This window comes from Microbacterium sp. NPDC089189 (genome assembly GCF_040685095.1).
Lineage (GTDB): Bacteria > Actinomycetota > Actinomycetes > Actinomycetales > Microbacteriaceae > Microbacterium.
Genome location: NZ_JBFBHG010000016.1, coordinates 68,311 through 91,305, shown reverse-complemented (window position 1 = coordinate 91,305; position 22,995 = coordinate 68,311). Strand labels below are relative to the sequence as shown.

Below are 22,995 nucleotides of genomic sequence, written 5' to 3'. Positions count from 1 at the left end.
GGCCCCGCCGGGCCCGGCCGCACAACGGCGGACCAAGGGGCGCGACACCCCGCATCCACACCCCCAGCCCCGGCGTGTCGCCCGCCGCATCCGCCGTTGTGCACGGGGATGGGGCGACGCAGGCGTCCGCCGTTGGGCACGGGATGGGGCGACTCGCGCGTCCGCCGCTGCGCACGGCGAGGGATGCGGGCGGCCCGGCACACCGAAGCCCACACGCCGCACCCCCACACCCACACCCACCCCGCCCGCACCGGAAGCGCGGGCGGTGTCGGATGGGGCGCGTAGCCTGATTTCATGGCCACCCGTCGACCCGCGCCCGCACCGTTCCGCTGCACCGAGTGCGGCTGGACGACCTCGAAGTGGGCCGGACGCTGCGGCGAGTGCCAGCAGTGGGGTTCGGTGGTCGAGACCGCCCAGCAGACGGGCGTGCTGCGCTCGCTGTCGCCGGTCGCGCCGTCGGCCAGCCGCGCCGCGCGGCCCATCACACAGCTGAGCACGGCCGAGACGCCCCGGCGCCCGAGCGGCGTTCCCGAGTTCGACCGGGTGCTCGGCGGCGGCATCGTGCCGGGTGCGGCCATCCTCCTGTCAGGAGAGCCCGGCGTCGGAAAGTCCACGCTCCTCCTCGAGGTCGCCGCACGCGCCGCGCGCGACGGATACCGGGTGCTCTACGTCAGCGCCGAGGAGTCGACGGGTCAGGTGCGCCTCCGCGCCGAACGCACGGGCGCGCTGCACGACGAGCTGTATCTGGCGAGCGAGACCGACCTGGCGACCGTCATCGGCCAGGTCGACGAGGTGCAGCCGTCGCTGCTCATCGTCGACAGCGTGCAGACCGTCTCGTCGTCGCTCAGCGAGGGCCTGGCCGGCCACCCCAGCCAGGTGCGCGAGGTCGCGGCCACCCTCATCCGCATCGCCAAGGAACGCGATCTGCCCGTGCTCATCGTCGGGCACGTCACGAAGGACGGCTCGATCGCCGGCCCGCGCCTGCTCGAGCACCTGGTCGACGTCGTCTGCCATTTCGAGGGCGACCGGCAGACGTCGCTGCGTTTCGTGCGCGCACTGAAGAACCGCTTCGGACCCACGGATGAGGTGGGCTGCTTCGAGATGACCGGCGACGGCATCAGCGAGGTCCCCGACCCCTCGGGACTCTTCCTCAGCAAGGGAGCCGCGGTGAGCGGCACCTGCGTGACCGTCGCGCTCGAGGGGCGCCGCGCCCTGCCCGTCGAGGTGCAGGCGCTCGTCGTCAGCTCGTCCACGCCCAACCCGCGGCGGGTCGTCAACGGCGTCGAGGCGTCCCGCGTCGCGATGATCCTGGCGGTGCTCGAGCGCCGCTCCCGCCTGAAGTTCGGCGACCGCGACGTGTACGTCTCGACCGTCGGCGGTGTGAGGCTCAACGAGCCCGGCGCCGATCTGGCGATCGCCCTCGCCATCGCCAGCGCCACGACCGATCGCGCCATCCCCCACACGGTCGCCGCGATCGGCGAGCTCAGCCTCACCGGAGAGGTGCGCCCCGTCGCGCGTCTCGCGCAGCGCCGCACCGAAGCGGCCCGTCTGGGCTACTCGACCGTCGTCGATTCGGGCATCGCCGACCTGCTGTCGGCGCTCGAACGCGTCCGGATCCCCACGCCGGCGTCCTCCGACCGCTGAGCCGGAGCCCGACCGGACGGCACACCGCTAAGCCGGAATCCGCGGCACCGCACGGCACCGCACGGGAGATCGTCAGATCTGGAGCGCGGCGAGCAGATCCGTCGGCGTCGCCTGCATCGGATGGGGGCCGGCGATGTCGAGGAACACCGTCGTGATCTCGTCGCGGTGGGCGTCGAGGAATACGCGCAACCAGTCCGGCCCCTGGAGGCCGACATGGGGCGGCAGGGTCTCGGGCTTGTTCGCCGCATCGCTGAAGAGCAGCAGCGCCACCTGCCCGTTGGACGGGTCGCGATAGGTCCAGATCTCACCCTGGTCGAGGGGATTGTCACGCGCCCCGGTGCGCATCAGCGGCACGACGGTCGGACCGTGCCGCAGGGCGAACGCGACCGCCGCCATGTCCTGCGTCTGCAGCGCATCCGAGAGGGCCGTGTTGCGGAACTCCAGCTCGGGGCCGTCGCCCTTCTTGCCGCGCTTCTGCTTTCCCGCCATCCCCCCAGGGTATCCGGCCCCGCTCGGCCCCCGGCCTCCGGCCCGCGACCCCGGCCCGCCCCTCGGCCCCCGACCCCGCCCCGGCCCGCAGCGCCCCGCTCAGGACAAGAAGCCGCGCATCAGCGTCTCGGACGCCGCGAGGTGATCCCGCATCGCCGCCTCGGCCGCATCCGCGCGCCCCGCGAGGATCGCACTGACGATCCGCTCGTGCTGGGCCTCGGAGTGCTCGATGGTGCGCGGCAGCAGCGGGAACGCGTCGAGCCAGGTGTTGACCCGCGCGCGGCTGTCGGCGATCAACGGCACGAGCGACGGGATGCCGGCGGCCTCGGCGATCGACAGGTGCAGCAGCGAGTCCAGGCGGCGGTACTCGTCGAGCGACGCGGCCGACGCGGCCGTGTGCCGCTGCCACAGGGCGTCGCGTTCCTCGGCGGTCATGGTGCGCTGCGCCGCGGCGCGTGCGGCGCCGGGTTCGAGCACCAGCCGCATCCGCAGAGTGTCGTCGAGTTCGGCCGGATCGATGGATGCGGGTGCCTCGGGCCGCGGCAGGGGATCGGCCACGAACGTGCCGCCGTAGCGCCCGCGTCGCGGCACGAGCCAGCCGGTGTCGGCGAGCTCGCGGATCGCCTCGCGCACGGTGTCGCGGCTGACACCGTACATCTCGGCGAGCGCGCGCTCCGGCGGGAGCGCCTCGCCGGGCGCCACCACACCGATCCGGATCGTCTGGACGATGCGCGAGACCGTGTTCTCGAGGGCGTTCGCCCGGCGCACCGGACGATAGACGGCGCGCTGCACCTCGTCCCATCCGCTGTCGCTCACCGCGTCACCCCCTCGATCCGGTCCTGCGCCTTCCATCCTCCCCCGCCGGCACCGATGCCCCGATCACCCCGTGCGCTCAGAGCGGGGTGACGTACGCGTTCGTGACGCCGCCGTCCACGACGAAGGCCGTCGCCGTGATGAACGAGGCGTCATCCGACGCGAGGAAGGCGACGGCGGCCGCCATCTCCTCCGGCTCCGCGAAGCGACCGGCGGGCACGTGCACCAACCGCCGCTGCGCGCGCTCGGGGTCCTTCGCGAACAGCTCCTGCAGCAGCGGGGTGTTCACGGGGCCCGGGCAGAGCGCGTTGACGCGGATGCCCTGACGCGCGAACTGCACACCGAGCTCGCGCGTCATGGCGAGCACGCCGCCCTTCGAGGCGGTGTACGAGATCTGCGAGGTGGCGGATCCCAGCAGGGCGACGAACGACGCCGTGTTGATGATCGACCCGCGACCGGCGGGCAGCATGTGACGCAGCGCCGCCCGCGAGCAGAGGTACACGCTCTTCAGGTTGACGTCCTGCACGCGGTCCCACGCCGGCAGCTCGGTCGTCTCGATCGAGTCGTCGTCGGCCGGTGAGATGCCCGCGTTGTTGAACGCGATGTCGAGACGCCCGAACTCCTCGGCGATGCCGTCGAAGAGCGCGTCGACCGAGGCCTGGTCGGCGACGTCGACGCTCCGGTAGAGGCCGTTCACCTCGGCGGCCGCCCGCTCGCCGGCGACCGGGTCGATGTCGGCGATGACGACGCGCGCGCCCTCCGCCGCGAAACGGCGTGCGGTGGCGAGGCCGATGCCGCTGCCGCCGCCGGTGATGATGGCGACGCGGTCGCGCAGACGCTGTGTGAGGTCCATGGTGTTCCTTTCGATGGACTCGGTGTCTCGGGTCGTACCGGTGTCGGGCTCCTCGGCCGGACACCCAGAGGGCGGGGGTCAGTCGTCGGTCGCGAAGAACACGTTCTTCGTCTCGGTGAAGTGCTCGGCCGCATCCGGTCCGAGTTCGCGCCCCAGACCCGACGCCTTCATGCCGCCGAACGGGGTCCAGTAGCGCACCGACGCGTGCGAGTTCACCGACAGCACGCCGCTCTTGACGCCGCGCGAGACCCGCATGGCGCGCCCCAGGTTCTCGGTCCAGACCGATCCAGCGAGTCCGTAGATCGTGTCGTTGGCCAGGCGGATGGCGTCGGCTTCGTCATCGAAGGGCAGCACCGCGGCGACGGGGCCGAAGACCTCCTCCTGCGCAATGCGGTCGCCGGGCTGGGCGAGCACGACGGTGGGCGCGAACCAGAAGCCGTCGCCCTCGGGGGCCGAGCCGCGGAAGGCCACGTCGGCGCCGTCGAGGAAGCCCGACACGGTCTCGCGATGCGACGCCGAGATGAGCGGCCCCATGTCGACGTCGTCGCGGGAGGGATCGCCCACCCGCCATCCCGTGACGGCGGGCTCGAGCAGTTCGAGGAACCGGTCGTACACCGATCGCTGCACCAGGATGCGGCTGCGCGCGCAGCAGTCCTGGCCGGCGTTGTCGAATACCGCCCCGGGCGCGGCGGCCGCGGCCCGAGCCAGGTCGGCGTCGTCGAAGACGATGTTCGCGCTCTTGCCGCCGAGCTCGAGGGTCACGGGCTTGAGCAGCCGCGCGCAGCCGGCCGCCACATCCACCCCCACCTCGGTCGATCCGGTGAAGACGACCTTGCGCACGTCGGGATGCGTCACGAAGCGTTGTCCGACGACCGATCCCGAGCCGGTCACGACCTGGAAGAGTCCCTCGGGCAGCCCGGCGGCGAGCGCCAGCTCGCCCAGACGCCGCGCGGTGAGGGGGGTCAGTTCGGCGGGCTTGACGAGCACCGCGTTCCCCGCGGCGAGCGCAGGCGCGAAGCCCCACGCGGCGATCGTCATGGGGAAGTTCCACGGCACGATGATGCCGACCACGCCGTACGGCTCGTGGAAGGTCACGTCGAGCCCACCCGCCACGGGGATCTGCGCGCCGAGCAGGCGCTCGGGAGCCCCGGCGTAGTAGTTGAGCACCTGGGCGACGTGACCGGCCTCCCACCGGGCCGAGCCGACGGGGTGCCCCGAGTTCGACACCTCGAGCTGCGCGAGCTCCTCGACGTGGTCTTCGACGACGCGGGCGAAGGCCCGGAGCGCGTCGGCCCGGGCGCCCGGGGCGAGGGCGGCCCAGCGCCGCTGCGCGACGACGGCGCGGGCGACGGCCGCATCCACCTCGTCGAGGTCGGCCCGGTCCAGCGTGACGATGGGGCGGGCCGTCGTCGGGTCGATCACGGTGAAGGTGTCGGCGCTCATGCGTTCACGTCTTCTCGGGTCAGGGCGCGCGCGGAGCGCGACGCACGGTAGGCGGATGCGGCGGCCACGAGCCCGAGGAACAGGCGCCGGTCGGCGGCGTTCTCCTCGGGGTGCCACTGCACGGCGACGAGGTACTCGTCGCCCGGGGCTTCGAACGCCTGGATGAGGCCGTCGTCCGTGACCGCGGTCACGACCACGCCGGAGCCGAGCACGTCGACGCCCTGGTGGTGGTAGCTGTGCACGCCGAAGGCGCCGGCTCCCAGCATCCCGGCCAGGCGCGTGCCCGGCGCGACCTCGACGGTGTTCTCGGCGAAGATGCCGCCGCCGATGCGGTAGCGCTCGGTGCCGAGGTCCTCGGGCAGGTGCTGGTGCAGCGTGCCGCCCAGCGCCACGTTGATCAGCTGCAGGCCGCGGCAGATGCCGAACACCGGGATGCCGCGCTCGCGCGCTCCCGCCAGCAGCGCGAGTTCCCACTCGTCACGGTCGGCGCGCGCGGGGTCGGTGAGCGGATGCCGCGGGGCACCGTAGAGTTCGGGCTGCACGTCGAGACCGCCCGTCAGGATGAGCCCGTCGAGCCCGTCGAGCACCGCCTCGGCCGCGCGGGCGGCGGAGGGCTGCGGGGGCAGGAGCAGCGCCGCGGCACCCGATGCGGTCACCGCGTCGAAGTACTGCTGCGGCAGGAACGCGGCGCGGACATCCCACACGCCCTGCTTCGCCCGTTCCAGGTAGGTCGTCAGGCCCACCACCGGCGTCGCGTCCTGGGTCGCAGCGCCGGAGTCAGAGTCGTTCGAAGCCACGCACGCGCTCCCAGTCGGTCACGGCGGCGTCGAAGGCTTCCACCTCGATGCGCGCCTGGTTGAGGTAGTGCTCCACGACGTCGTCGCCGAAGGCCTCGCGCGCGATGGTCGAGGCCGAGAACAGCGCCGCGGCCTCCCGCAGCGTGGTCGGCAACGTGTCGACGCCCGAGGTGTAGGCGTTGCCGGTGAGCGGCGCGGGCAGCGTCAGCTCGTTCTCGATCCCGTGGAGCCCGCCCGCGATGATGGCCGAGATCGCCAGGTACGGGTTGACGTCGCCGCCGGGCACCCGGTTCTCCACGCGGAGCCCCTGGCCGTGACCGACCACGCGCAGCGCGCACGTGCGGTTGTCGATGCCCCAGGCGACGCCGGTGGGGGCGAACGAGCCCTTGGCGTACCGCTTGTACGAGTTGATGGTGGGCGCGTAGAGCAGCGTGAACTCCCGGAGCGTGCTGAGGACCCCGGCGATCCAGTGCTCCATGAGCGGGCTGAACCCGTGCTCGCCCTCGCCCGACATCACCGGCTCGCCGGTGCTCGATCGCACCGACAGGTGGATGTGGCAGCTGTTGCCTTCGCGCTCGTCGAACTTGGCCATGAAGGTCAGGGCCTTGCCGTGGCGGTCGGCGATCTCCTTCGCGCCGTTCTTGTAGATCGTGTGGTCGTCGGCGGTGGCGAGCACCTCGTCGTAGCGGAACGCGATCTCCTGCTGCCCGAAGTTGCACTCGCCCTTCACGCCCTCGCAGTAGAGGCCCGCACCCTCCATGCCGTTGCGGATGTCGCGCAGCAGCGGCTCGAGGCGCGTCGTCGCGAGCAGGTTGTAGTCGACGTTGTAGTCGGTGGATGCGGCGAGGTCGCGGTAGCCCTTGCGCCACGCATCCCGGTAGGTCTCGTCGAAGACGACGAACTCCAGCTCGGTGCCGGCGTAGGCCACGAGGTCGCGGGCGGCCAGGCGGTCGCGCTGACGGTTCAGGATGCTGCGGGGCGACGGCACGACCGGCTCGCCGTTCTCCCAGCGCAGGTCGCTCATGACGAGCGCGGCACCGTCCTGCCAGGGGATCTTCCGCAGCGTCGCCATGTCGGGCATGAGCACCATGTCGCCGTAGCCGGTCTCCCAGCTCGACATCGCGTACCCGTCGACGGTGTTGAGGTCGACATCGACCGACAGCAAGTAGTTGCAGGCCTCGGCACCGTGCGCGGCGACGACGTCCTGCCACATCCGCCCCGAGACGCGTTTGCCGACGAGCCGGCCCTGCGCGTCGGGGAAGGCGACGACGACGGTGTCGATCTCGCCCGCGGTGATGGCCGCATCCAGCGCGTCGGCGGTCAGGTTTCCCGGCATCCGTCGTCCTCTCGTCCACCGGCAGGGTGTGGGGATCAACCTACCTTTACGGGCACGATGACCGATCCATGTGCGCTCACTGTAACGAGGATTTGACATTCAAAGGTAGACACAACCTTCCTTTGACCTCCACAATCATCCGAAACGGGTGCGCAACGCCGCGCGCCTTCTCAGCGCACCACCCGATGCCTTTCCGGAGGATGGATGTCTCAGAGCAATGATGCGCGCCGGGTCGCGGGAGCGACCTACACGCGCGCCGGCAGCGAGTATTTCGAGAAGCGCACCCTGAAGCGCTCGGCGGGAGTGTGGGGCCTGTGGGGCCTCGCCGTCGCGGCCGTGATCTCGGGCGACTTCTCGGGCTGGAACTTCGGCATCGGCTTCGCCGGTTTCGGCGGCATGCTGATCGCCTTCGTGCTGCTCGTGATCATGTACTACGGCCTCACGTTCTCGATCGGCGAGATGGCGGCGGCCATGCCGCACACGGGCGGCGCGTACTCGTTCGCCCGATCCGCGATGGGCCCGTGGGGCGGCCTCGCGACGGGTCTCGCCGAGACCATCGAGTACGTCGCGACGACGGCGGTGGTGGTCTACTTCTCCGGGCAGTACGCGGATGCGGCGCTGTCGCTGCTCACCGGCGTGAGCCTGCCGTCGTTCGTATGGTGGATCATCCTCTACGCCCTGTTCATCGCGCTCAACGCGGCGGGTGCGGCGATCTCGTTCGGCTTCGCGATCGTCGTGTCGATCATCTCGATCGGCATCATCGTCGTCTTCGGCGCCATGGCGATCTTCTCGGGCAGCTTCAGCTGGGACGCACTGTGGGACATCGCCCCCGCCGAGGGCGGCAGCGCGTTCCTGCCGTTCGGCGTCGGATCGATCCTGCTCGCCCTGCCCTTCGCCATGTGGTTCTTCCTCGGCATCGAGGAACTGCCGCTCGCGGCCGAGGAGTCCCGCAACCCGGCCCGCGACATCCCGCGTGCCGGCCTCTGGGCCCGCGGCACGCTGATCGTCACCGGTCTGATCGTGCTGTTCCTCAACACCGGGGTGCTGGGCGCCGAGGCGACGGGCGGATCGCTCGAGCCGCTGCTCGACGGGTTCCGGGTGATGGTGGGCGACCAGGCGGCCGCGATCCTCGCGCTCCTCGCCCTCGTGGGACTCCTCGCCTCGCTGATGGGCATCATGTTCGCCTACGGCCGCAACATGTACTCGCTCTCGCGCGCCGGCTACTACCCGCGCTGGCTCTCGCTCACGGGCAAGAGCAAGACGCCGTGGGTCGCGCTCGTGGTGGGAGCGGTCATCGGCTTCTTCGCTCTGGTCATCGTGCAGGCGGCGGGGGGCGACGCGAGCCCGGCCGGCGCCATCGTGCTGAACATCGCGGTCTGGGGCGCGGTGCTCGCGTACTTCCTGCAGATGGTGTCGTTCATCATCCTGCGCCGGAAGTTCCCGGATGTGGACCGTCCCTACAAGAGCCCGTGGGGCCTGTTCGGGGCATACTCGGCGGCGATCATCGCGGCGATCGTGTTCGTGGGGCTGCTGTTCAACCCGGCGTACTTCCTCGCGATCGTGGCGATCATCGCGGTCTACGCGATCATCTTCATCGGCTTCGCCGTCTACGGCCGTAAGCGTCTGGTGCTCTCGCCCGAAGAGGAGTACGCACTCTCCGGCGGCACGCACGGCAACCCCCAGGCCGAGGGCTACGACACCCTGGAGTCCGAACTCTTCGACAAGTAACCCCCTCCCCGCCCCTGCCCTGCCCTGCCCCCGCCCCCGCCCCGTTCACCGAACCGCCGAGCGCACATCCCGTCGGCGAGCGCATACGCAGGACCATGTGCGCTCGACCACCGGATGTGCGCTCGGCCGCGTTTGAGCGAGGGGGATGGGGGAGCGCGGGGTCAGAGGGGGAGGCGCAGGCAGACGAGGCGCTCGCGGGACTCCCACGACGGTGCGACCTGGAACCCGCGGGCGCGGTAGAGCCCGATGGCGTCGTCGCGCCAGTCCCAGACCGACAGGCGCAGGGATGCCGCACCCACGGCTCGTGCGCGCGTCGCCGCATCCGCCAGCAACGCCGACCCGACGCCCGCACCCCGAGCCCCGGGGTCGACCCAGAGCCGTTTGATCTCCGCGTCACCCGCGGCGTCACCCGCCGCGGCGCCCTCGTCCATGCCCGCGACCCCCGGCGGCACGCGCAGCACCGCCATCCCGAGCGCCTCGTCGCCACGCTCGGCGATCAGCACGCTCGATCCCGCGAAGGCCGCCGCCGGGTCGGCGATCTCGGCCGCATAGGCGGGAGCGAGCGGCCCCTCCGCCTGTAGACCGTGCGCGACCTTCTCCGCCTCGGTGCGGGCGTGATAGGCCGCCAGCAGCGCGGCGACGGCAGCCCGATCGTCGGCGCCGGTATCGACGGCGCGAACGCGGGTCTCGGTGCGGGTCATCCCTCGATTCTCCTCCGCCCGCCCGGTCGGGTTGAATCGAGGGATGGAGTGGCGGATGAGGCAGGCCCTGGCGACGGATGCGACGTGGATCGCCGAACTCCGGGCCGATGTCATGCGCCCCGACCTGGAACGTCTCGAACGGTACGACCCGGTGCGGGTGCGGCGGCGGTTTCTCGACGCGTACGACCCCGCGCACACCTGGGTGATCGTGGCCGACGGCGAGGATGCGGGATCGATCGCGTTGCGCCCCGCATCCGACGGGGTGTGGCTTGAGCACTTCTACCTAGCCGAGGCGCACCAGGGACGCGGGCTCGGCGGACGGGTGCTGATGCGCGTGCTCGCGGGCGCCGACCCCGCGGTCCCCCTGCGGCTCAACGTTCTGCAGGGCAGCCCGGCGCGCCGACTCTACGAGCGCCACGGCTTCGCGTTCGACAGCGAGGACGAGATCGACGTCTTCCTCGTATGGAACGGGGGCACCGAGCCCCTACGGTGAGAGCGTGAACCGTGACCGCATCATCGGAATCGTCCTGGCCGTCGTCGGCCTCATCCTGGCCACGCTGTTCGTGATCTGGGACCTCAACGGCGCCCCGTCGTGGCTGCACTACGTCTCGTGGATCTCCGGCGGCCTCTCGGGCTACGGCCTGGTCCTGGCGCTCGGCAGCAGCCGCACGCGCCGCTGAGCCCGCCGACTACTCGAGCAGGAACTGCGCGGTCGCGCCCGACGGGATGCCGCCGATCGCGACGGCCAGGTGGTACGACGCCCCGCCCGCCGGCGCCTTGGCGCGGTTCGGGTTCTGGCAGGTGTCGACCGAGGAGCGCGTGCGGTCCCAGGTGACGGGCGTCGCGCTCGTCACGCTCTGACCGGCGGCCAGCGTGACGACCATGTCGCTCGGCTCGCTCTGGCAGTCCGTCGAGCGCCACCACGTGTCGTTGCCGCTCGTGATCGTGAACGACTGGCCGGTCGTCCCCACGTTCAGGGTGCAGTCCTCGGCCGAGGTGTTCGTGAGCCGGATCGACAGCTGCGGGTTCTGGTCGGCGGCGTAGCCCGACTGATCCGTCAGCGCTTCGACCGACACGTCCGCGTTGCCACAGGCGGGCAGACCCGCATCCGTCTCGCCTTCCGGCGCGGCGTCGGCGTTCTCGCCCGGAACGGCGTCGGATGCGGCCGGCGCCTCCGACGGCGACGGACTCACCGAGGGGGTCGCCGACGCGGACCGACTGACCTCGGGGGCCGGCGTCGAGGCCTGACTGCGCCAGGGCTGAGCGATGAGCACCCACACGATCGCCACGACGGCGACGACGGCCAACAGCAGCACGAGGCGGCGCCGACGGTAGACGGCCGGCGAGGGGCGACGACGGACAGGGGTGCTCACCCGACCAGGCTAAGCGGCGACGAGCCGAATCAACGGCCCGACGCGCGCACTCCCACCGGGCCTACAGGCGCTTGAGCATCCGCGTGTTGCCCAGGGTGTTGGGCTTCACGTGCGCCAGGTCGAGGAACTCCGCGATGCCCTCGTCGGGGCTGCGGACCAGCTGCGAGTACACGTCCGGATCCACGACGTGCTCCCCGATGGGCGCGAATCCCCGCCGGGTGAAGAAGTCGACCTCGAACGTGAGGCAGAACAGCCGCTCGATGCCGAGGGTGCGGGCGGACTGCTCGAGCGCTTCGACCAGGCCGCGACCCACGCCGCGGTGCAGCCAGCCGTCGTCGACGATGAGGGTGCGGATCTCGCCCAGGTCGTCCCACATGACGTGGAGGGCACCGCATCCGATGAGGCGGCCGTCGGCGTCCTCGGCGACGACGAACTGCTGCACCGCCTCGTAGAGCACGACGATGTCCTTGCCGAGAAGGATGCGGCGCTGCACATAGGGCTCCAGCATCCGATGGATGCCGCGGACGTCTGCCGTCCGCGCGGGCCGCACGGTGAACTCGCTCACCCTGCCACCCTACGCCGGTGCACCGCCGGCCGACCCGCGGGCGCGCGAACGACGAAGGGGCGGATGCCGCAGCATCCGCCCCTCCGTGTCACACTTCGTCGATCAGCCGCCCGCGACGATGTCGGGGGTCGCCGCGATCTCGCCGGCCGGGCCGGCGCCGATGGCGACCGACTCCCCGCGCTGCGAGGTCTCGAAGACGAACTTGCCGTCCTTCGTGTCGACCTTCACGTGATCGCCGGCGTTCAGGCGACCGTGCAGGATCTCCTCGCTCAGCTGGTCCTCGACCTCGCGCTGCATGGCACGACGCAGCGGACGCGCTCCGAGCGTCGGGTCGAACCCGATCTCGATCAGGCGGTCCTTGGCGGCATCCGAGAGCTCGATGGTCAGGTCGCGATCGAGCAGGCGATCGGCCAGACGCTTGGTGAACAGTCCGACGATCTGACGCAGTTCGTCCTTGTTCAGCTGCGGGAAGACGATGACGTCGTCGACGCGGTTGAGGAACTCGGGCTTGAAGTGACGCTTCAGCTCCTCGTCGACCTTGCCCTTCATCCGCTCGTACGTCGTCTGCGCGTTGCCCTCGACCTGGAACCCGACCGGACCGCCGGCGATGGCCGTCGAACCGAGGTTGGTCGTCATGATGATGACGGTGTTCTTGAAGTCGATGACGCGGCCCTGACCATCGGTCAGGCGGCCCTCTTCGAGGATCTGCAGGAGCGAGTTGAAGATGTCCGGGTGAGCCTTCTCGATCTCGTCGAACAGCACGACGGAGAACGGCTTGCGGCGCACCTTCTCGGTGAGCTGCCCGCCCTCTTCGAAGCCGACGAACCCGGGAGGGGCACCGAACAGACGCGACACGGTGTGCTTCTCACCGAACTCGCTCATGTCGAGCGAGATGAGCGCGCCCTCGTCGTCGAACAGGAACTCGGCGAGCGCCTTGGCCAGCTCGGTCTTTCCGACGCCCGTGGGGCCGGCGAAGATGAACGAGCCCGAGGGGCGCTTGGGGTCCTTGAGGCCCGCACGCTGACGGCGGATCGTGCGCGACAGCGCCGCGATCGCCTCCTCTTGGCCGATGACGCGCTGGTGCAGCGCCTTCTCCATGAAGACGAGACGGCTGGTCTCCTCCTCGGTCAGCTTGAAGACCGGGATGCCGGTGGCCTGCGCGAGGACCTCCGCGATCAGACCCTCGTCGACGACGGCGGTCGTTGCGACATCCCCGTTCTTCCACTGCTTCTCGAGACGCAGGCGCTCGGCGAGCAGCGACTTCTCCTCGTCGCGCAGCGACGCGGCCTTCTCGAAGTCCTGCTCCTCGGAGGCGGTCTCCTTCTGCTCGCGCACCTTGGCGATCTTCTCGTCGAACTCTCGCAGCTCGGGCGGGCTCGAGAGGATCGACAGACGCAGACGTGCGCCGGCCTCGTCGATCAGGTCGATGGCCTTGTCGGGCAGGAAGCGGTCCGAAATGTAGCGGTCGGCGAGGTTCGCGGCGGCGACGATGGCGCCGTCCGTGATCTGCACCTTGTGGTGCGCCTCGTACCGGTCGCGCAGCCCCTTCAGGATGTTGATCGCGTGGGGCAGGCTCGGCTCCGCCACCTGGATCGGCTGGAAGCGACGCTCGAGGGCCGCATCCTTCTCGAAGTGCTTGCGGTACTCGTCGAGGGTCGTGGCACCGATCGTCTGCAGCTCTCCGCGGGCGAGGAGCGGTTTGAGGATGGACGCGGCGTCGATCGCACCCTCGGCGGCACCCGCACCCACGAGGGTGTGGATCTCGTCGATGAAGACGATGATGTCGCCGCGGGTGCGGATCTCCTTGGTGACCTTCTTCAGGCGCTCCTCGAAGTCACCGCGGTAGCGGGAACCGGCGATGAGCGAGCCGAGGTCGAGCGAGTAGACCTGCTTGTCCTTCAGCGTCTCGGGCACATCGCCCTTGACGATGGCCTGCGCGAGGCCCTCGACGACGGCCGTCTTGCCGACGCCGGGCTCGCCGATCAGGACGGGGTTGTTCTTGGAGCGACGCGAGAGGATCTGCATCACGCGCTCGATCTCCTTCTCGCGCCCGATGACGGGGTCGAGCTTGTTGTCGCGCGCGGCCTGGGTGAGGTTGCGTCCGAACTGGTCGAGGACGGCCGAACCGCCCTGCGCGCCGGGTGCGCTCTGCTCGCCGGGGCCCGAGGCGACGCCCGCGGGCTCCTTGCCCTGGTAGCCGCTGAGCAGCTGGATGACCTGCTGGCGCACCTTGTTCAGGTCGGCGCCGAGCTTGACGAGCACCTGCGCGGCGACGCCCTCGCCCTCGCGGATGAGACCGAGCAGGATGTGCTCGGTACCGATGTAGTTGTGGCCCAGCTGCAGCGCCTCGCGCAGCGACAGCTCGAGCACCTTCTTGGCACGCGGCGTGAAGGGGATGTGGCCGGTCGGCTGCTGCTGACCCTGGCCGATGATGTCCTGGACCTGCTCGCGCACAGCGTCGAGCGAGATGCCCAGACTCTCGAGCGCCTTGGCGGCGACGCCTTCGCCCTCGTGGATGAGACCGAGCAGGATGTGCTCGGTACCGATGTAGTTGTGGTTGAGCATCTTCGCCTCTTCTTGGGCGAGAACAACCACACGACGGGCTCGGTCCGTGAATCTCTCGAACATCGCGTCCACTCCTCCGGGCGCACTCCTGGCGCCGTACAAAGAGGCTAACCAGCGCACACGGGAGGAGCGCGCGTGTTCGCCGTGGGCGCACGGCATCCGCACTTGCCGAAACAATCCCGGAGGCATATCGTTTGTCGATAACAACGATGATCGATATGGAGGCGACATGCCCGGTCTGCACGCACTCATGCTGTTCGTGATCCTCGGTGGTCCCGTGATCATCGCCGTCGTCCTCTACCGACGATTCGCCGATCGCGCGGCGTCGCTCAGCGGCCGCATCGAGCGGGCGATCGTCTCGCTCGTGGCCGGCGGGGCGCTCATCGCGATCCCCGTGTCGCTGTACGCGATCGTCGCGCGCGGCGTGACCCTGGCCGCCTCCGTCTCGGTCCACGTCGACGGCATCCCGCTCGCCAACGCCGCCTACCCACCGTTCCTCCGCGCCTCGGACGCCCCCGTCGACGCGGGGTACGAATCGGCCTGGGTCGAGGTCGCGAACCTCCCCGGCTACATCCGCACGCTGCTGTGGGTCGAGAGCGCGCTGCCGCTGGTGACGGCCCTGGTGATCGCGGTCGGGGTCGCGTGGCTCGCACTGGCCCTCTTGCGCGGAGATCCCTTCGCCCGCGCCTTCCCTGCCGTGCTCGGCGTCGTGGCGATCGTGATCATCGTCGCCGGTCTCGTCGCGCCCTTCATCGGCGGCATCGCCCGATCCGAGACTGTCCTGTTCCTCGGCCCGCCCGAGCTCATGACAGCCCACGACAACGGCGCGGGCCACACCGAGGGCTTCGTCGGGTTCATGTTCACTCTCGATTTCGCGCCGGTGGCGTGGGGTATGGGGATCGCCCTCGTCTCCGCCGCCTTCAGCATCGGCACCCGGATGCGGCACGACGTCCGAGGTCTCGTATGACCCCCGCCGAGGACGAGGGACCCAGCGGTGTCCACTGCCGGCTCGACGAGCTCCTCGTCGAGCGGGGGATGACGCTCGCCGAGCTCTCGCGGCGCGTCGGGGTCTCGGTCGTCAACCTCTCCGTGCTGAAGAACGACCGCGCCCGCGCCATCCGCTACACGACCCTGTCGGCGATCTGCGAGGCCCTCGACTGCGAGATCGGCGACCTCCTCGTCCGCACCCCCTGACCCCCCGGCGCTGTGCTCCCGTGTTCATTCGTCGCATACGCAGGGTCCGCCAGCGACCCACCGCGCACATGCGACGAGCGAACCCAGGGCCCCGCTCCCCCCTGCTCACTCGTCGCATACGCAGGGTCCGCTAGCCACGCACCGCGCACATGCGACGAGCGAACCCAGGGTGCGGGCGCACCCGCGCCGGCACGGCGCCCCCTCCCACGGGCACCCCCGCGGTGTGCATGCATCCTCTGCCCTGCTTATTCGTCGCATACGCGGGGTCCGCAGACCACCACACCGGGCATATGCGACGAGCGGACAGAGCTGCGCTCGCGCGGACCGCCGTCCACACGAGCCTCGCCCGCGAGTAGCCGTCCCCTGCGGCGTCCTACCCGCCTGCTCACTCGCCGCATCCGCGGGGCCCGGCGGCCATGCGCCGCGTATCTGCGACGAGCGAGGTCAGCTGTGCGCCCGCAGCGCCGCCCGCACACGGGCGGCGAGACGCCCCGGCGCGTCGAAGAGATCGGTCTTCGTGATCCGGATGACGCGCCATCCGGCTGCCGCCAACCGGTCGTATCGCTCGATGTCGGCTGCCCACTGTCGCGGATCGATCACGTGGTGCTCCCCCTCGTACTCGAGGGCGATCTTGAGGTGCGGGTACGCCAGATCGACGCGACCCAACCACCGCCCATCCTCGAAGACATCGACATTGAGCGCAGGTTCGGGCAGGCCCGCATCCACGAGCGTGAGCCGCACCCACGTCTCGGGGCGCGACGCCGAGCCGTCGCGGATGCAGGGAAGCGCGGCTCGCAGCGCGACGATTCCGGGCCGCCGACCGGCGGCGACGGCGGCTTCGAGCTCGGCGTACGTCGCCAGCGCGGGCGGATCGGCGGGATGCTGCGGCCGGCGGATCAGGGCGTCGCCGGCCGCGATGAGGTCGTACGGATGCCGCAGCACCGCCCCGAGCATCACCCAGGTCGCGGCAGGGTCGGCCACACGATGACCCGACTCTTGCAGGACGCGCACCGTGGCCGACCGCGACAGCACGGCGTGGCCACGAACGCCGCGACTTCGGGGACTCCGCCTCGGCCAGAAAACCGATGCGTCGAGCGGCGCGTCCTCACCGACCAGATAGGCCGGGAGCGGGACGCCCCACGCGACGGCGGCCGACACGTGACTGAAGAACTCGCCCTCCTCCATCCGCAACGCGTAGTGAGCCATGCGCTCTTGGTGGAGGCGCTCCGCCCCGGTACCGCTCGGCTCTTCTCTGCGCGCGCGAACTCCGTGAAACGGCCGGATGAGGTCGGTCGCGCCGAGCCGGCCGCGCGATACACCGGCGCGCATCGCATCCGTGACAGAGAAGGCGTCGCCGAGCTCCGGCGGAAGATTTCGTCGCTGCATCCCGGCACTCTGCCCGCGCCGACACCGCCCGCCCGCCCCTCCACAGGCGCCGCACCACGATTCACCCCCTGTGGAGGAGCCAACCCGCACCCCCCTCGCCGCGAATGCAGGGTCGGGGTGACGCCGCCCCGCGTACGCGACGAATGAACAGCAGGAAGCCCTTCGTGCGTCACTCGTCACGAAAGCGGGGTTACGACGCTCCACACACCGCATCTGCGACGAGCGAGCAGGGTCGGGGTGACGCCGCCGTCGCGGCTACGCCGTACCCGCGCAACCTCGTGGAATCCACTCGTCACGAAAGCAGGGTCGCCGCGCCCCACACCCCGCATCTGCGACGAGCGAGCAGGGTTGGAGTGCCGGCGCACGGTTCGCTCGTCACGAAAGCGGGGTTACGGCGCTCCGCACCCCGCTTTTGCGACGAGTGAGCAGGGCAGCGCGGGCCGCGCCGGCTCGCGCGCGAAGGCGGCGCCGCTCGCAGGGCAGCGCCCCCGCGCGCGCCGCGCAGCGCCGCGCCGCGCGCCAAGCGGCACCGCGCAGCACCGCGCGCAGGCGGCAGCCGGCACCGCGCGCGCCCCGCGCGGCGCAGCCGGGGTCAGCCGAGGACGGGGACGCGGGTGCCGGTGAAGGTGTCGCCCTGCAGGACGAGCTCGTACGCCTCGGCGTCGTCGAGCTGCGGGACCACGCCGAGGGTCACGCGCGGGGCCATGTCCATCGTGCAGATGCGGTCGGCCGGCGGGGTGACGAAGGTCACGGTGATCTCGGCGCCCGCGGCTTGCACATCCTCGATGACGGGGGCGCAGGTCGACGAGCCCCACGTGAGCAGCGCGAACGTGCCGTCGTCGTCGACCCATCCGGCGCTCGGGGTGTACTCGGTGGGCGTTCCCGGTCCGGGCTGACCCGCGATCCCGTCGAGGTCGGTGTCGCCGACCGCGCCGCCGTACGTCACCGTGATCTCGAGCTCCTGCGCCGGGTCGACACCCTCGGGAACCCCCACGACCGTCGCGCGCTGCACGTAGTCGGTCGTGCACGCCTGCTCCGTGTCGCCGTCGTTCGGACGGTCGACGAGGGTGACGGTCAGCGCGCCCTGCGCGTCGACCTCGGCGGCCTCGGCGATGGGGATGCAGCCCGAGCTGCCCCAGGTCGTGACGGCGATCGAGCGGCCGCCGTCGAGCCAGGCGGCATCCAGCTCGAGCTCCTCGACATCGGTCGGGGCGGGCGCGCCCGTGCCGGCGCATCCGGTGAGCAGGCCGACAGCCAGCAGGGCGGCTCCGACGGCGGTGGTGACGGTCAGGCGACGGCTCATGATTCCTCCGGTGACGACGCGCGGCGAACCGCGGACAGGGATGCGGCGCCCCCGGCGCCACCCTCAACATCCTGTCGCACGGGCCTGCACGGACCCGGAAAAAGCCGTAACGGCGAGATCACGATCCCGCCCGCGCCGTCACTGCAGCGCGGAGGTGAGACGCGCCAGATTGTCGAGCACGGTCGAGCGGAGGGGCTGCTTCTGCCACTCCTCGAGCGTGAGTTCGCGGCTGAGGCTGCGGTACTTGTCCTCCACACGGCGCATCTCGTCGACGAACTCGCCGCCGCGCACCAGCATCGAGATCTCCATATTGAGACCGAACGAGCGCATGTCCATGTTGCTCGACCCGATGACGGCCACCTCGTCGTCGACGGTCATGGCCTTCGTGTGCAGGATGTAGGGCTTCCGGTACATCCAGATGCGCACGCCCGCCCGCAGCAGCACCTCGTAGTAGCTGCGCTGCGCGTGGTAGACCATCGCCTGATCGCCCTCCTCGGAGACGAACAGCTCGACCTCGATGCCGCGGTGGCAGGCGGTGGTGATCGCGTTGAGGATGGACTCGTCGGGCACGAAGTAGGGGCTGACCAGCACGATCCGCCGCTGGGCGGCATACATGAGGCCGAGGAAGAGCCGCAGGTTGTTCTCGAACTCGAACCCGGGGCCGGACGGCACGATCTGGCAGTCCAGGTCGCCCGTGGAACGGCGCAGGTCGAACTCGTCGACCTCGTCGCTCAGGATCTCGTTCGTCTCGCTGTACCAGTCCGACAGGAAGACCGCGTTGACGCTCTCGACGACGGGCCCTTCCAAGCGCGCCATGAGGTCGACCCAGTGCAGGCCGCGCCGGATGTTCTTGCGCAGGTTGTACGTCGAGTCGGTGACGTTCTGGGAGCCCATGAAGGCGACCGTGCCGTCGATGACGAGGAGCTTGCGGTGGTTGCGGAGGTCGGGGCGCTGGTACTTGCCGCGCAGGGGCTGCACCGGCAGCATGAGGTGCCAGCTGGCCCCCATCGCGTCCAGCCGCTTGAGCGTCTGACGGTAGAACGGCTTGCCGCGGTTGGCCCAGTGGTCGAGCAGCACACGCACCGTCACCCCCCGGGCGGTCGCATCCTCGAGCGCGCGGAAGAAGTTGTCGGTGGCCGCATCCGACTGCAGGATGTAGAACTCCACGTGCACGTACCGTTCGGCCCGGCGGATGGCGCCCGCCATCGCGTCGAGGCTCTCCTGGTAGTCGGAGATCAGGTGGGCGTCGTTGTCGCCCGAAAGCGGCATCGCCCCGAGGTTCGTGTTGAGGCGGACGAGCGAGGTGAACCACTCCGGTGCATCGGGACGCAGGGTGCCGAGGTCGAGATCGGCGGTCGCCTGCTGGATGTACTCGTTGATCGCGCGCTGCTGACGGCGACGCTTCCTCGGCAGTCGCGGCGTGCCGATGATGAGGAACAGGAAGACCCCGACGAACGGGATGAAGTAGATCGCGAGCAGCCACGCCATGGCGGCGGTGGGGCGGCGGTTGCGCGGCACGATGATGACCGCGGCGACACGGATCACGAGATCGAAGACGAAGACCGCGACGAGCCACCACGGATCGTCGAGGTCGATACCGATCTCCAGCATGAACGCTCCCCCGCACTTGTCAGCTCAGCGTAGCGGCCTCTCCGACGCGAGCCGGGACCGAGAAGATCAGCTGTCGGATGCGGCGGCGACCGGGGGAAGGCCGCGCTTCGCGCGTTCCTCGGCCTCGATGCGGGCGTGGACGCGGCGCTCGGTGCGATCCATGCGCACGATCGAGCGGAAGACGAAGAAGAACGCCGCCACGACGACGATGGTGGGCAGGATCGACCACGCGACGGCTACCCAGAAGTTGTCCACCCTCCCATCGTACGCGTCCTGTCCTCCCCACCCCCTGAAAGCCGTCCGCACCCCTGTGAGTTCGGTCGCCGCGCCGACACCCGCGCGCACAGTCGGGGCATGACCACGATCATCAAGGCCGGTACCGCGGCCGACTTCCTCTCTCTCGTGCCGAGCATGCTCGGCTTCACCCCGACGCGCAGCCTCGTGCTCGTGCCGTTCGCCGACAACCGCAGCATCGGCGTGATGCGCGTCGATCTTCCGTCCGCGGGCGCCGATCTGGATGCGGTCGCCTCCACCCTGATCGGCATGCTGTGCCGGGTGCGCGCGTGCGACGGTTACGTCGCCGTCGTGTACGACGCGGATCCGCCCGCAGCACACCCGACGCCCGCCGACCTTCCGCCCGCCGACCGCGGGCGCGGCGGGCCGCCGCACGCCGCTCTGCTGTCGGCGCTCACCGCGCGCGCCGATGCCTGCGGGCTGCGGGTCGTCGATGCGCTGTTCGTGGGGGCGTCGCGCTGGCAGTCGTACCTCGACCCGGCCGCCGGAGCCCCGGTCGCCGATCTGCCGGCAACGGATGCGGCGCCCCCGGTGCCCGACGGCGATCAGCACACCGGCGCGGTCCTGCCCTCGGCCGACCTGGCGGAGCGGGAGCGGGTGGGCACGGCCTTGCGCGAGCTCGACCGCGCGATCCGCTGGCTCGCACCGACCGCCGATGCCGCCGCCCACGCCGAGGAAGGCACCCGCATCCACCCGACGGCGATCGCGAGCACGCTCCTGCTCGAGGACGTCCCCCACCTGTTCGACAGCTTCGTGCGCGACGCATCGCCCATCGACGACCCGGTGCGCGCCGGCGGAGGGAACACCCCGGCGGATGCGGCCCGCCACAGCGCCTACGCCTCTGCCGCGCTGATCTGGTGCCTGGCGCGGCCGGCGCTGCGGGACATCGGTCTGGCCACGTGGGTGCGCGGCATCGACGCGGGCGACGACGCCGTCGAGGCCCAGCAGCGCTGGGAGGACGGCGCGGAGTACCCGGCCGATCTCGCCGCGTGGATGACGGGCGAGGGGGCGCGCCCCGATCCCGAGCGTCTCACCGCGGCTCTCGCGCAGTGCCGCCTCGCGGCGGCCCTCGCCCCGCGCGAGGCCCGGCCGGGTGCACTGTCGGTGTGCGCGTGGCTCGCCTGGGCGCTCGGCCGTTCGTCCCACGCGGGCGCCTACACCGATCTCGCCCGCGAGATCGACCCCGAGCACGGGCTCAGCTGCATCGTGGCGTCGATGGTCGCCGCGAGCTACCTGCCGGACTGGGCGTTCGTGCCGCCGGACGCCCGTCGGCGGCGGATCACTTGACGAGCGGGAAGAGGATGGTCTCGCGGATGCCGAGTCCCGTGATGGCCATGAGCAGCCGGTCGATGCCCATGCCCATGCCGCCCATCGGGGGCATGCCGTGCTCCATGGCGCGCAGGAACTCCTCGTCGATGCGCATGGCCTCGACGTCGCCCCGGGCGGCGAGCTTCGCCTGCTCGACGAAGCGTTCGCGCTGGATGACGGGATCGATGAGCTCGGAGTACCCCGTCGCCAGCTCGAACCCGCGCACGTACAGGTCCCACTTCTCGACCACACCGGGGATCGAGCGGTGCTCGCGCACGAGTGGGCTGGTGTCGATCGGAAAGCCCATGACGAAGGTGGGGCGGGTGAGCGCGCCCTTCACGAAGTGCTCCCAGAGCTCTTCGACGTACTTGCCGTGGGTGGCGTGCGCGGGCTCGTCGACGCCGGATGCGGCAGCGAGCGCGGCGAGCTCGGCCACCGGGGTCTCCGGAGTGATGCGCGGGGCATCGGCGGTGGCCCCGGATGCGGCGAGCGCCTCGTTGAGCGAGTCGTACATCGAGACGCGGTCCCACTCGCCGCCCAGGTCGTACTCGGTGCCGTCGGCCCAGGTCACGACGTGGCCGGCCTCGGGGCGGCCCGCGAGCGTGTTCACCGCGATCGCGGCGTCCTGGATGAGCTCCTGCGTGAGGTCGGCGATGCCGTTGTAGTCGCTGTACGACTGGTAGGCCTCGAGCATCGCGAACTCCGGGCTGTGCGTGGAGTCGGCGCCCTCGTTGCGGAAGTTGCGGTTGATCTCGAACACGCGGTCGAGGCCTCCCACGACGGCGCGCTTGAGGAACAGCTCGGGCGCGATGCGCAGGTACAGCTCGGTGTCGAAGGCGTTCGAGTGCGTCACGAACGGGCGGGCGGAGGCGCCGCCGTGCTGCACCTGCAGCATGGGCGTCTCGACCTCGATGAACTCGTGGCCGGTGAACGTGGCGCGCAGGCTCGCGTTCACGGCGGCGCGCGCACGGACGGTGGCCCGTGCCTGGTCGCGCACGATCAGGTCGAGGAAGCGGGAGCGCACGCGCGTCTCCTCGCTGAGCTCGCCGTGCAGGTTCGGCAACGGCAGCAGCGCCTTCGACGCGATCGCCCAGTCGTCGACCATAATCGACAGCTCGCCGCGGCGACTCGAGATCACCTCGCCGCGCACGTAGACGTGGTCGCCCAGGTCGACGAGTTCCTTCCACCGCTGCAGCGACTCCTCGCCGACGGCGGCGAGCGACACCATGGCCTGGATGCGGCTGCCGTCGCCCGACTGGAGCGACGCGAAGCAGAGCTTGCCGGTGTTGCGGCTGAACACGATCCGGCCGGCGACGCCGGCGGTGACACCGGTCTCGTCGCCCGCGGCCAGGTCGGCGAACCGCGACCGGAGGGCGGGGATGGTGTCGGTGACCGGCACCGAGACCGGGTAGGCGCCACCGGCCGCATCCACGCGTTCTGCGAGGAGACGCTCGCGCTTGGCCAGGCGCACGGCCTTCTGCTCGAAGACGTCCTCGGCGGACGGCTCGGCGGGCACAGCGGAATCGGGCTGAGAGGTCATCGTGGGGGCTCCTCGGAAGTCGTCGACAAGTCTATCCGCGGCGCCTTCCGCA

General features: G+C 70.8%; 22 protein-coding genes. 7 read left to right on the top strand and 15 right to left on the bottom strand.

Features of this window, described 5'->3' with window-relative positions; all coding sequences use genetic code 11:
• Positions 1 to 294 precede the first annotated feature (294 nt).
• Positions 295 to 1,644 (top strand): DNA repair protein RadA, encoded by a 1,350-nt coding sequence (radA, locus tag AB0N73_RS10895; protein WP_363563290.1) that lies wholly within the window; start codon positions 295 to 297, stop codon positions 1,642 to 1,644.
• 72 nt (positions 1,645 to 1,716) lie between these two features.
• Here radA and AB0N73_RS10890 read toward each other — a convergent pair whose 3' ends face one another.
• The 6 genes from AB0N73_RS10890 to AB0N73_RS10865 form a co-directional block, all read right to left on the bottom strand.
• Complete coding sequence (locus tag AB0N73_RS10890) at positions 1,717 to 2,133, bottom strand: dehydrogenase (protein ID WP_363563288.1); 417 nt, start codon at positions 2,131 to 2,133, stop codon at positions 1,717 to 1,719.
• Positions 2,134 to 2,232: 99 nt separating this feature from the next.
• A complete protein-coding gene (locus tag AB0N73_RS10885; protein ID WP_363563286.1) occupies positions 2,233 to 2,949 on the bottom strand; it encodes a GntR family transcriptional regulator in 717 nt (238 codons plus the stop codon).
• Between the two features lie 76 nt (positions 2,950 to 3,025).
• Complete coding sequence (locus AB0N73_RS10880; RefSeq protein ID WP_363563284.1) at positions 3,026 to 3,799, bottom strand: 3-oxoacyl-ACP reductase; 774 nt, start codon at positions 3,797 to 3,799, stop codon at positions 3,026 to 3,028.
• 78 nt (positions 3,800 to 3,877) lie between these two features.
• On the bottom strand, positions 3,878 to 5,242 hold the full coding sequence (locus AB0N73_RS10875) for an aldehyde dehydrogenase family protein (RefSeq protein ID WP_363563282.1): 1,365 nt from the start codon (positions 5,240 to 5,242) through the stop codon (positions 3,878 to 3,880).
• The gene (locus AB0N73_RS10870) at positions 5,239 to 6,039 is read right to left on the bottom strand and encodes a gamma-glutamyl-gamma-aminobutyrate hydrolase family protein (RefSeq protein WP_363563280.1); all 801 of its coding nucleotides are present in this window, start codon (positions 6,037 to 6,039) and stop codon (positions 5,239 to 5,241) included. Before AB0N73_RS10870 ends, AB0N73_RS10875 begins: the two co-directional genes overlap by 4 nt.
• A complete protein-coding gene (locus tag AB0N73_RS10865) occupies positions 6,020 to 7,375 on the bottom strand; it encodes a glutamine synthetase family protein (protein ID WP_363563278.1) in 1,356 nt (451 codons plus the stop codon). The genes AB0N73_RS10870 and AB0N73_RS10865 overlap by 20 nt, the downstream gene beginning before the upstream one ends.
• A 204-nt stretch (positions 7,376 to 7,579) precedes the next feature.
• Here AB0N73_RS10865 and AB0N73_RS10860 point away from each other — a divergent pair, with 204 nt between their 5' ends.
• Positions 7,580 to 9,103 carry an amino acid permease gene (locus AB0N73_RS10860; RefSeq protein ID WP_363563276.1) on the top strand — a complete coding sequence of 508 codons (1,524 nt, stop codon included), beginning with the start codon at positions 7,580 to 7,582 and terminating at the stop codon, positions 9,101 to 9,103.
• A gap of 161 nt (positions 9,104 to 9,264) precedes the next feature.
• On the opposite strand, the gene AB0N73_RS10855 is transcribed toward AB0N73_RS10860, so the two are convergent.
• Positions 9,265 to 9,804 carry a GNAT family N-acetyltransferase gene (locus AB0N73_RS10855; protein WP_363563274.1) on the bottom strand — a complete coding sequence of 180 codons (540 nt, stop codon included), beginning with the start codon at positions 9,802 to 9,804 and terminating at the stop codon, positions 9,265 to 9,267.
• 55 nt (positions 9,805 to 9,859) lie between these two features.
• Here AB0N73_RS10855 and AB0N73_RS10850 point away from each other — a divergent pair, with 55 nt between their 5' ends.
• A complete protein-coding gene (locus tag AB0N73_RS10850) occupies positions 9,860 to 10,297 on the top strand; it encodes a GNAT family N-acetyltransferase (RefSeq protein ID WP_363563272.1) in 438 nt (145 codons plus the stop codon).
• A 4-nt stretch (positions 10,298 to 10,301) separates the two neighbouring features.
• Positions 10,302 to 10,484, top strand: coding sequence for a hypothetical protein (locus AB0N73_RS10845; protein ID WP_363563270.1), 183 nt, complete (start codon positions 10,302 to 10,304; stop codon positions 10,482 to 10,484).
• Between the two features lie 9 nt (positions 10,485 to 10,493).
• On the opposite strand, the gene AB0N73_RS10840 is transcribed toward AB0N73_RS10845, so the two are convergent.
• The 3 genes from AB0N73_RS10840 to AB0N73_RS10830 form a co-directional block, all read right to left on the bottom strand.
• Positions 10,494 to 11,177: a hypothetical protein gene (locus AB0N73_RS10840; RefSeq protein WP_363563268.1), complete on the bottom strand. Its 684-nt coding sequence runs from the start codon at positions 11,175 to 11,177 to the stop codon at positions 10,494 to 10,496.
• 61 nt (positions 11,178 to 11,238) lie between these two features.
• On the bottom strand, positions 11,239 to 11,742 hold the full coding sequence (locus AB0N73_RS10835; RefSeq protein WP_363563266.1) for an amino-acid N-acetyltransferase: 504 nt from the start codon (positions 11,740 to 11,742) through the stop codon (positions 11,239 to 11,241).
• Positions 11,743 to 11,844: 102 nt separating this feature from the next.
• Entirely contained in the window at positions 11,845 to 14,370 is a 2,526-nt protein-coding gene (locus tag AB0N73_RS10830; RefSeq protein ID WP_363563264.1) for an ATP-dependent Clp protease ATP-binding subunit, read from the bottom strand.
• Positions 14,371 to 14,536: 166 nt separating this feature from the next.
• Between AB0N73_RS10830 and AB0N73_RS10825 the strand changes: the two genes are divergently transcribed.
• Together AB0N73_RS10825 and AB0N73_RS10820 are read left to right on the top strand one after the other, a co-directional pair.
• On the top strand, positions 14,537 to 15,274 hold the full coding sequence (locus AB0N73_RS10825; RefSeq protein WP_363563262.1) for a hypothetical protein: 738 nt from the start codon (positions 14,537 to 14,539) through the stop codon (positions 15,272 to 15,274).
• Positions 15,271 to 15,501, top strand: coding sequence for a helix-turn-helix transcriptional regulator (locus tag AB0N73_RS10820; protein WP_363563260.1), 231 nt, complete (start codon positions 15,271 to 15,273; stop codon positions 15,499 to 15,501). Before AB0N73_RS10825 ends, AB0N73_RS10820 begins: the two co-directional genes overlap by 4 nt.
• 444 nt (positions 15,502 to 15,945) lie before the next feature.
• On the opposite strand, the gene AB0N73_RS10815 is transcribed toward AB0N73_RS10820, so the two are convergent.
• The 4 genes from AB0N73_RS10815 to AB0N73_RS10800 all read right to left on the bottom strand — a co-directional run bounded on the left by AB0N73_RS10815 (position 15,946) and on the right by AB0N73_RS10800 (position 20,056).
• Positions 15,946 to 16,707, bottom strand: coding sequence for a hypothetical protein (locus tag AB0N73_RS10815; protein WP_363563258.1), 762 nt, complete (start codon positions 16,705 to 16,707; stop codon positions 15,946 to 15,948).
• Positions 16,708 to 17,479: 772 nt separating this feature from the next.
• Positions 17,480 to 18,190 carry a hypothetical protein gene (locus tag AB0N73_RS10810; RefSeq protein WP_363563256.1) on the bottom strand — a complete coding sequence of 237 codons (711 nt, stop codon included), beginning with the start codon at positions 18,188 to 18,190 and terminating at the stop codon, positions 17,480 to 17,482.
• Between the two features lie 138 nt (positions 18,191 to 18,328).
• Complete coding sequence (gene cls / locus AB0N73_RS10805) at positions 18,329 to 19,801, bottom strand: cardiolipin synthase (RefSeq protein WP_363563254.1); 1,473 nt, start codon at positions 19,799 to 19,801, stop codon at positions 18,329 to 18,331.
• A 66-nt stretch (positions 19,802 to 19,867) separates the two neighbouring features.
• Positions 19,868 to 20,056, bottom strand: coding sequence for a hypothetical protein (locus AB0N73_RS10800; RefSeq protein WP_363563252.1), 189 nt, complete (start codon positions 20,054 to 20,056; stop codon positions 19,868 to 19,870).
• A gap of 99 nt (positions 20,057 to 20,155) precedes the next feature.
• Here AB0N73_RS10800 and AB0N73_RS10795 point away from each other — a divergent pair, with 99 nt between their 5' ends.
• On the top strand, positions 20,156 to 21,382 hold the full coding sequence (locus AB0N73_RS10795) for a DUF4192 family protein (RefSeq protein ID WP_363563250.1): 1,227 nt from the start codon (positions 20,156 to 20,158) through the stop codon (positions 21,380 to 21,382).
• Here the strand turns inward: AB0N73_RS10795 and lysS are convergent.
• Entirely contained in the window at positions 21,375 to 22,943 is a 1,569-nt protein-coding gene (gene lysS / locus AB0N73_RS10790; RefSeq protein ID WP_363563248.1) for a lysine--tRNA ligase, read from the bottom strand. The genes AB0N73_RS10795 and lysS overlap by 8 nt on opposite strands.
• Positions 22,944 to 22,995 lie beyond the last annotated feature (52 nt).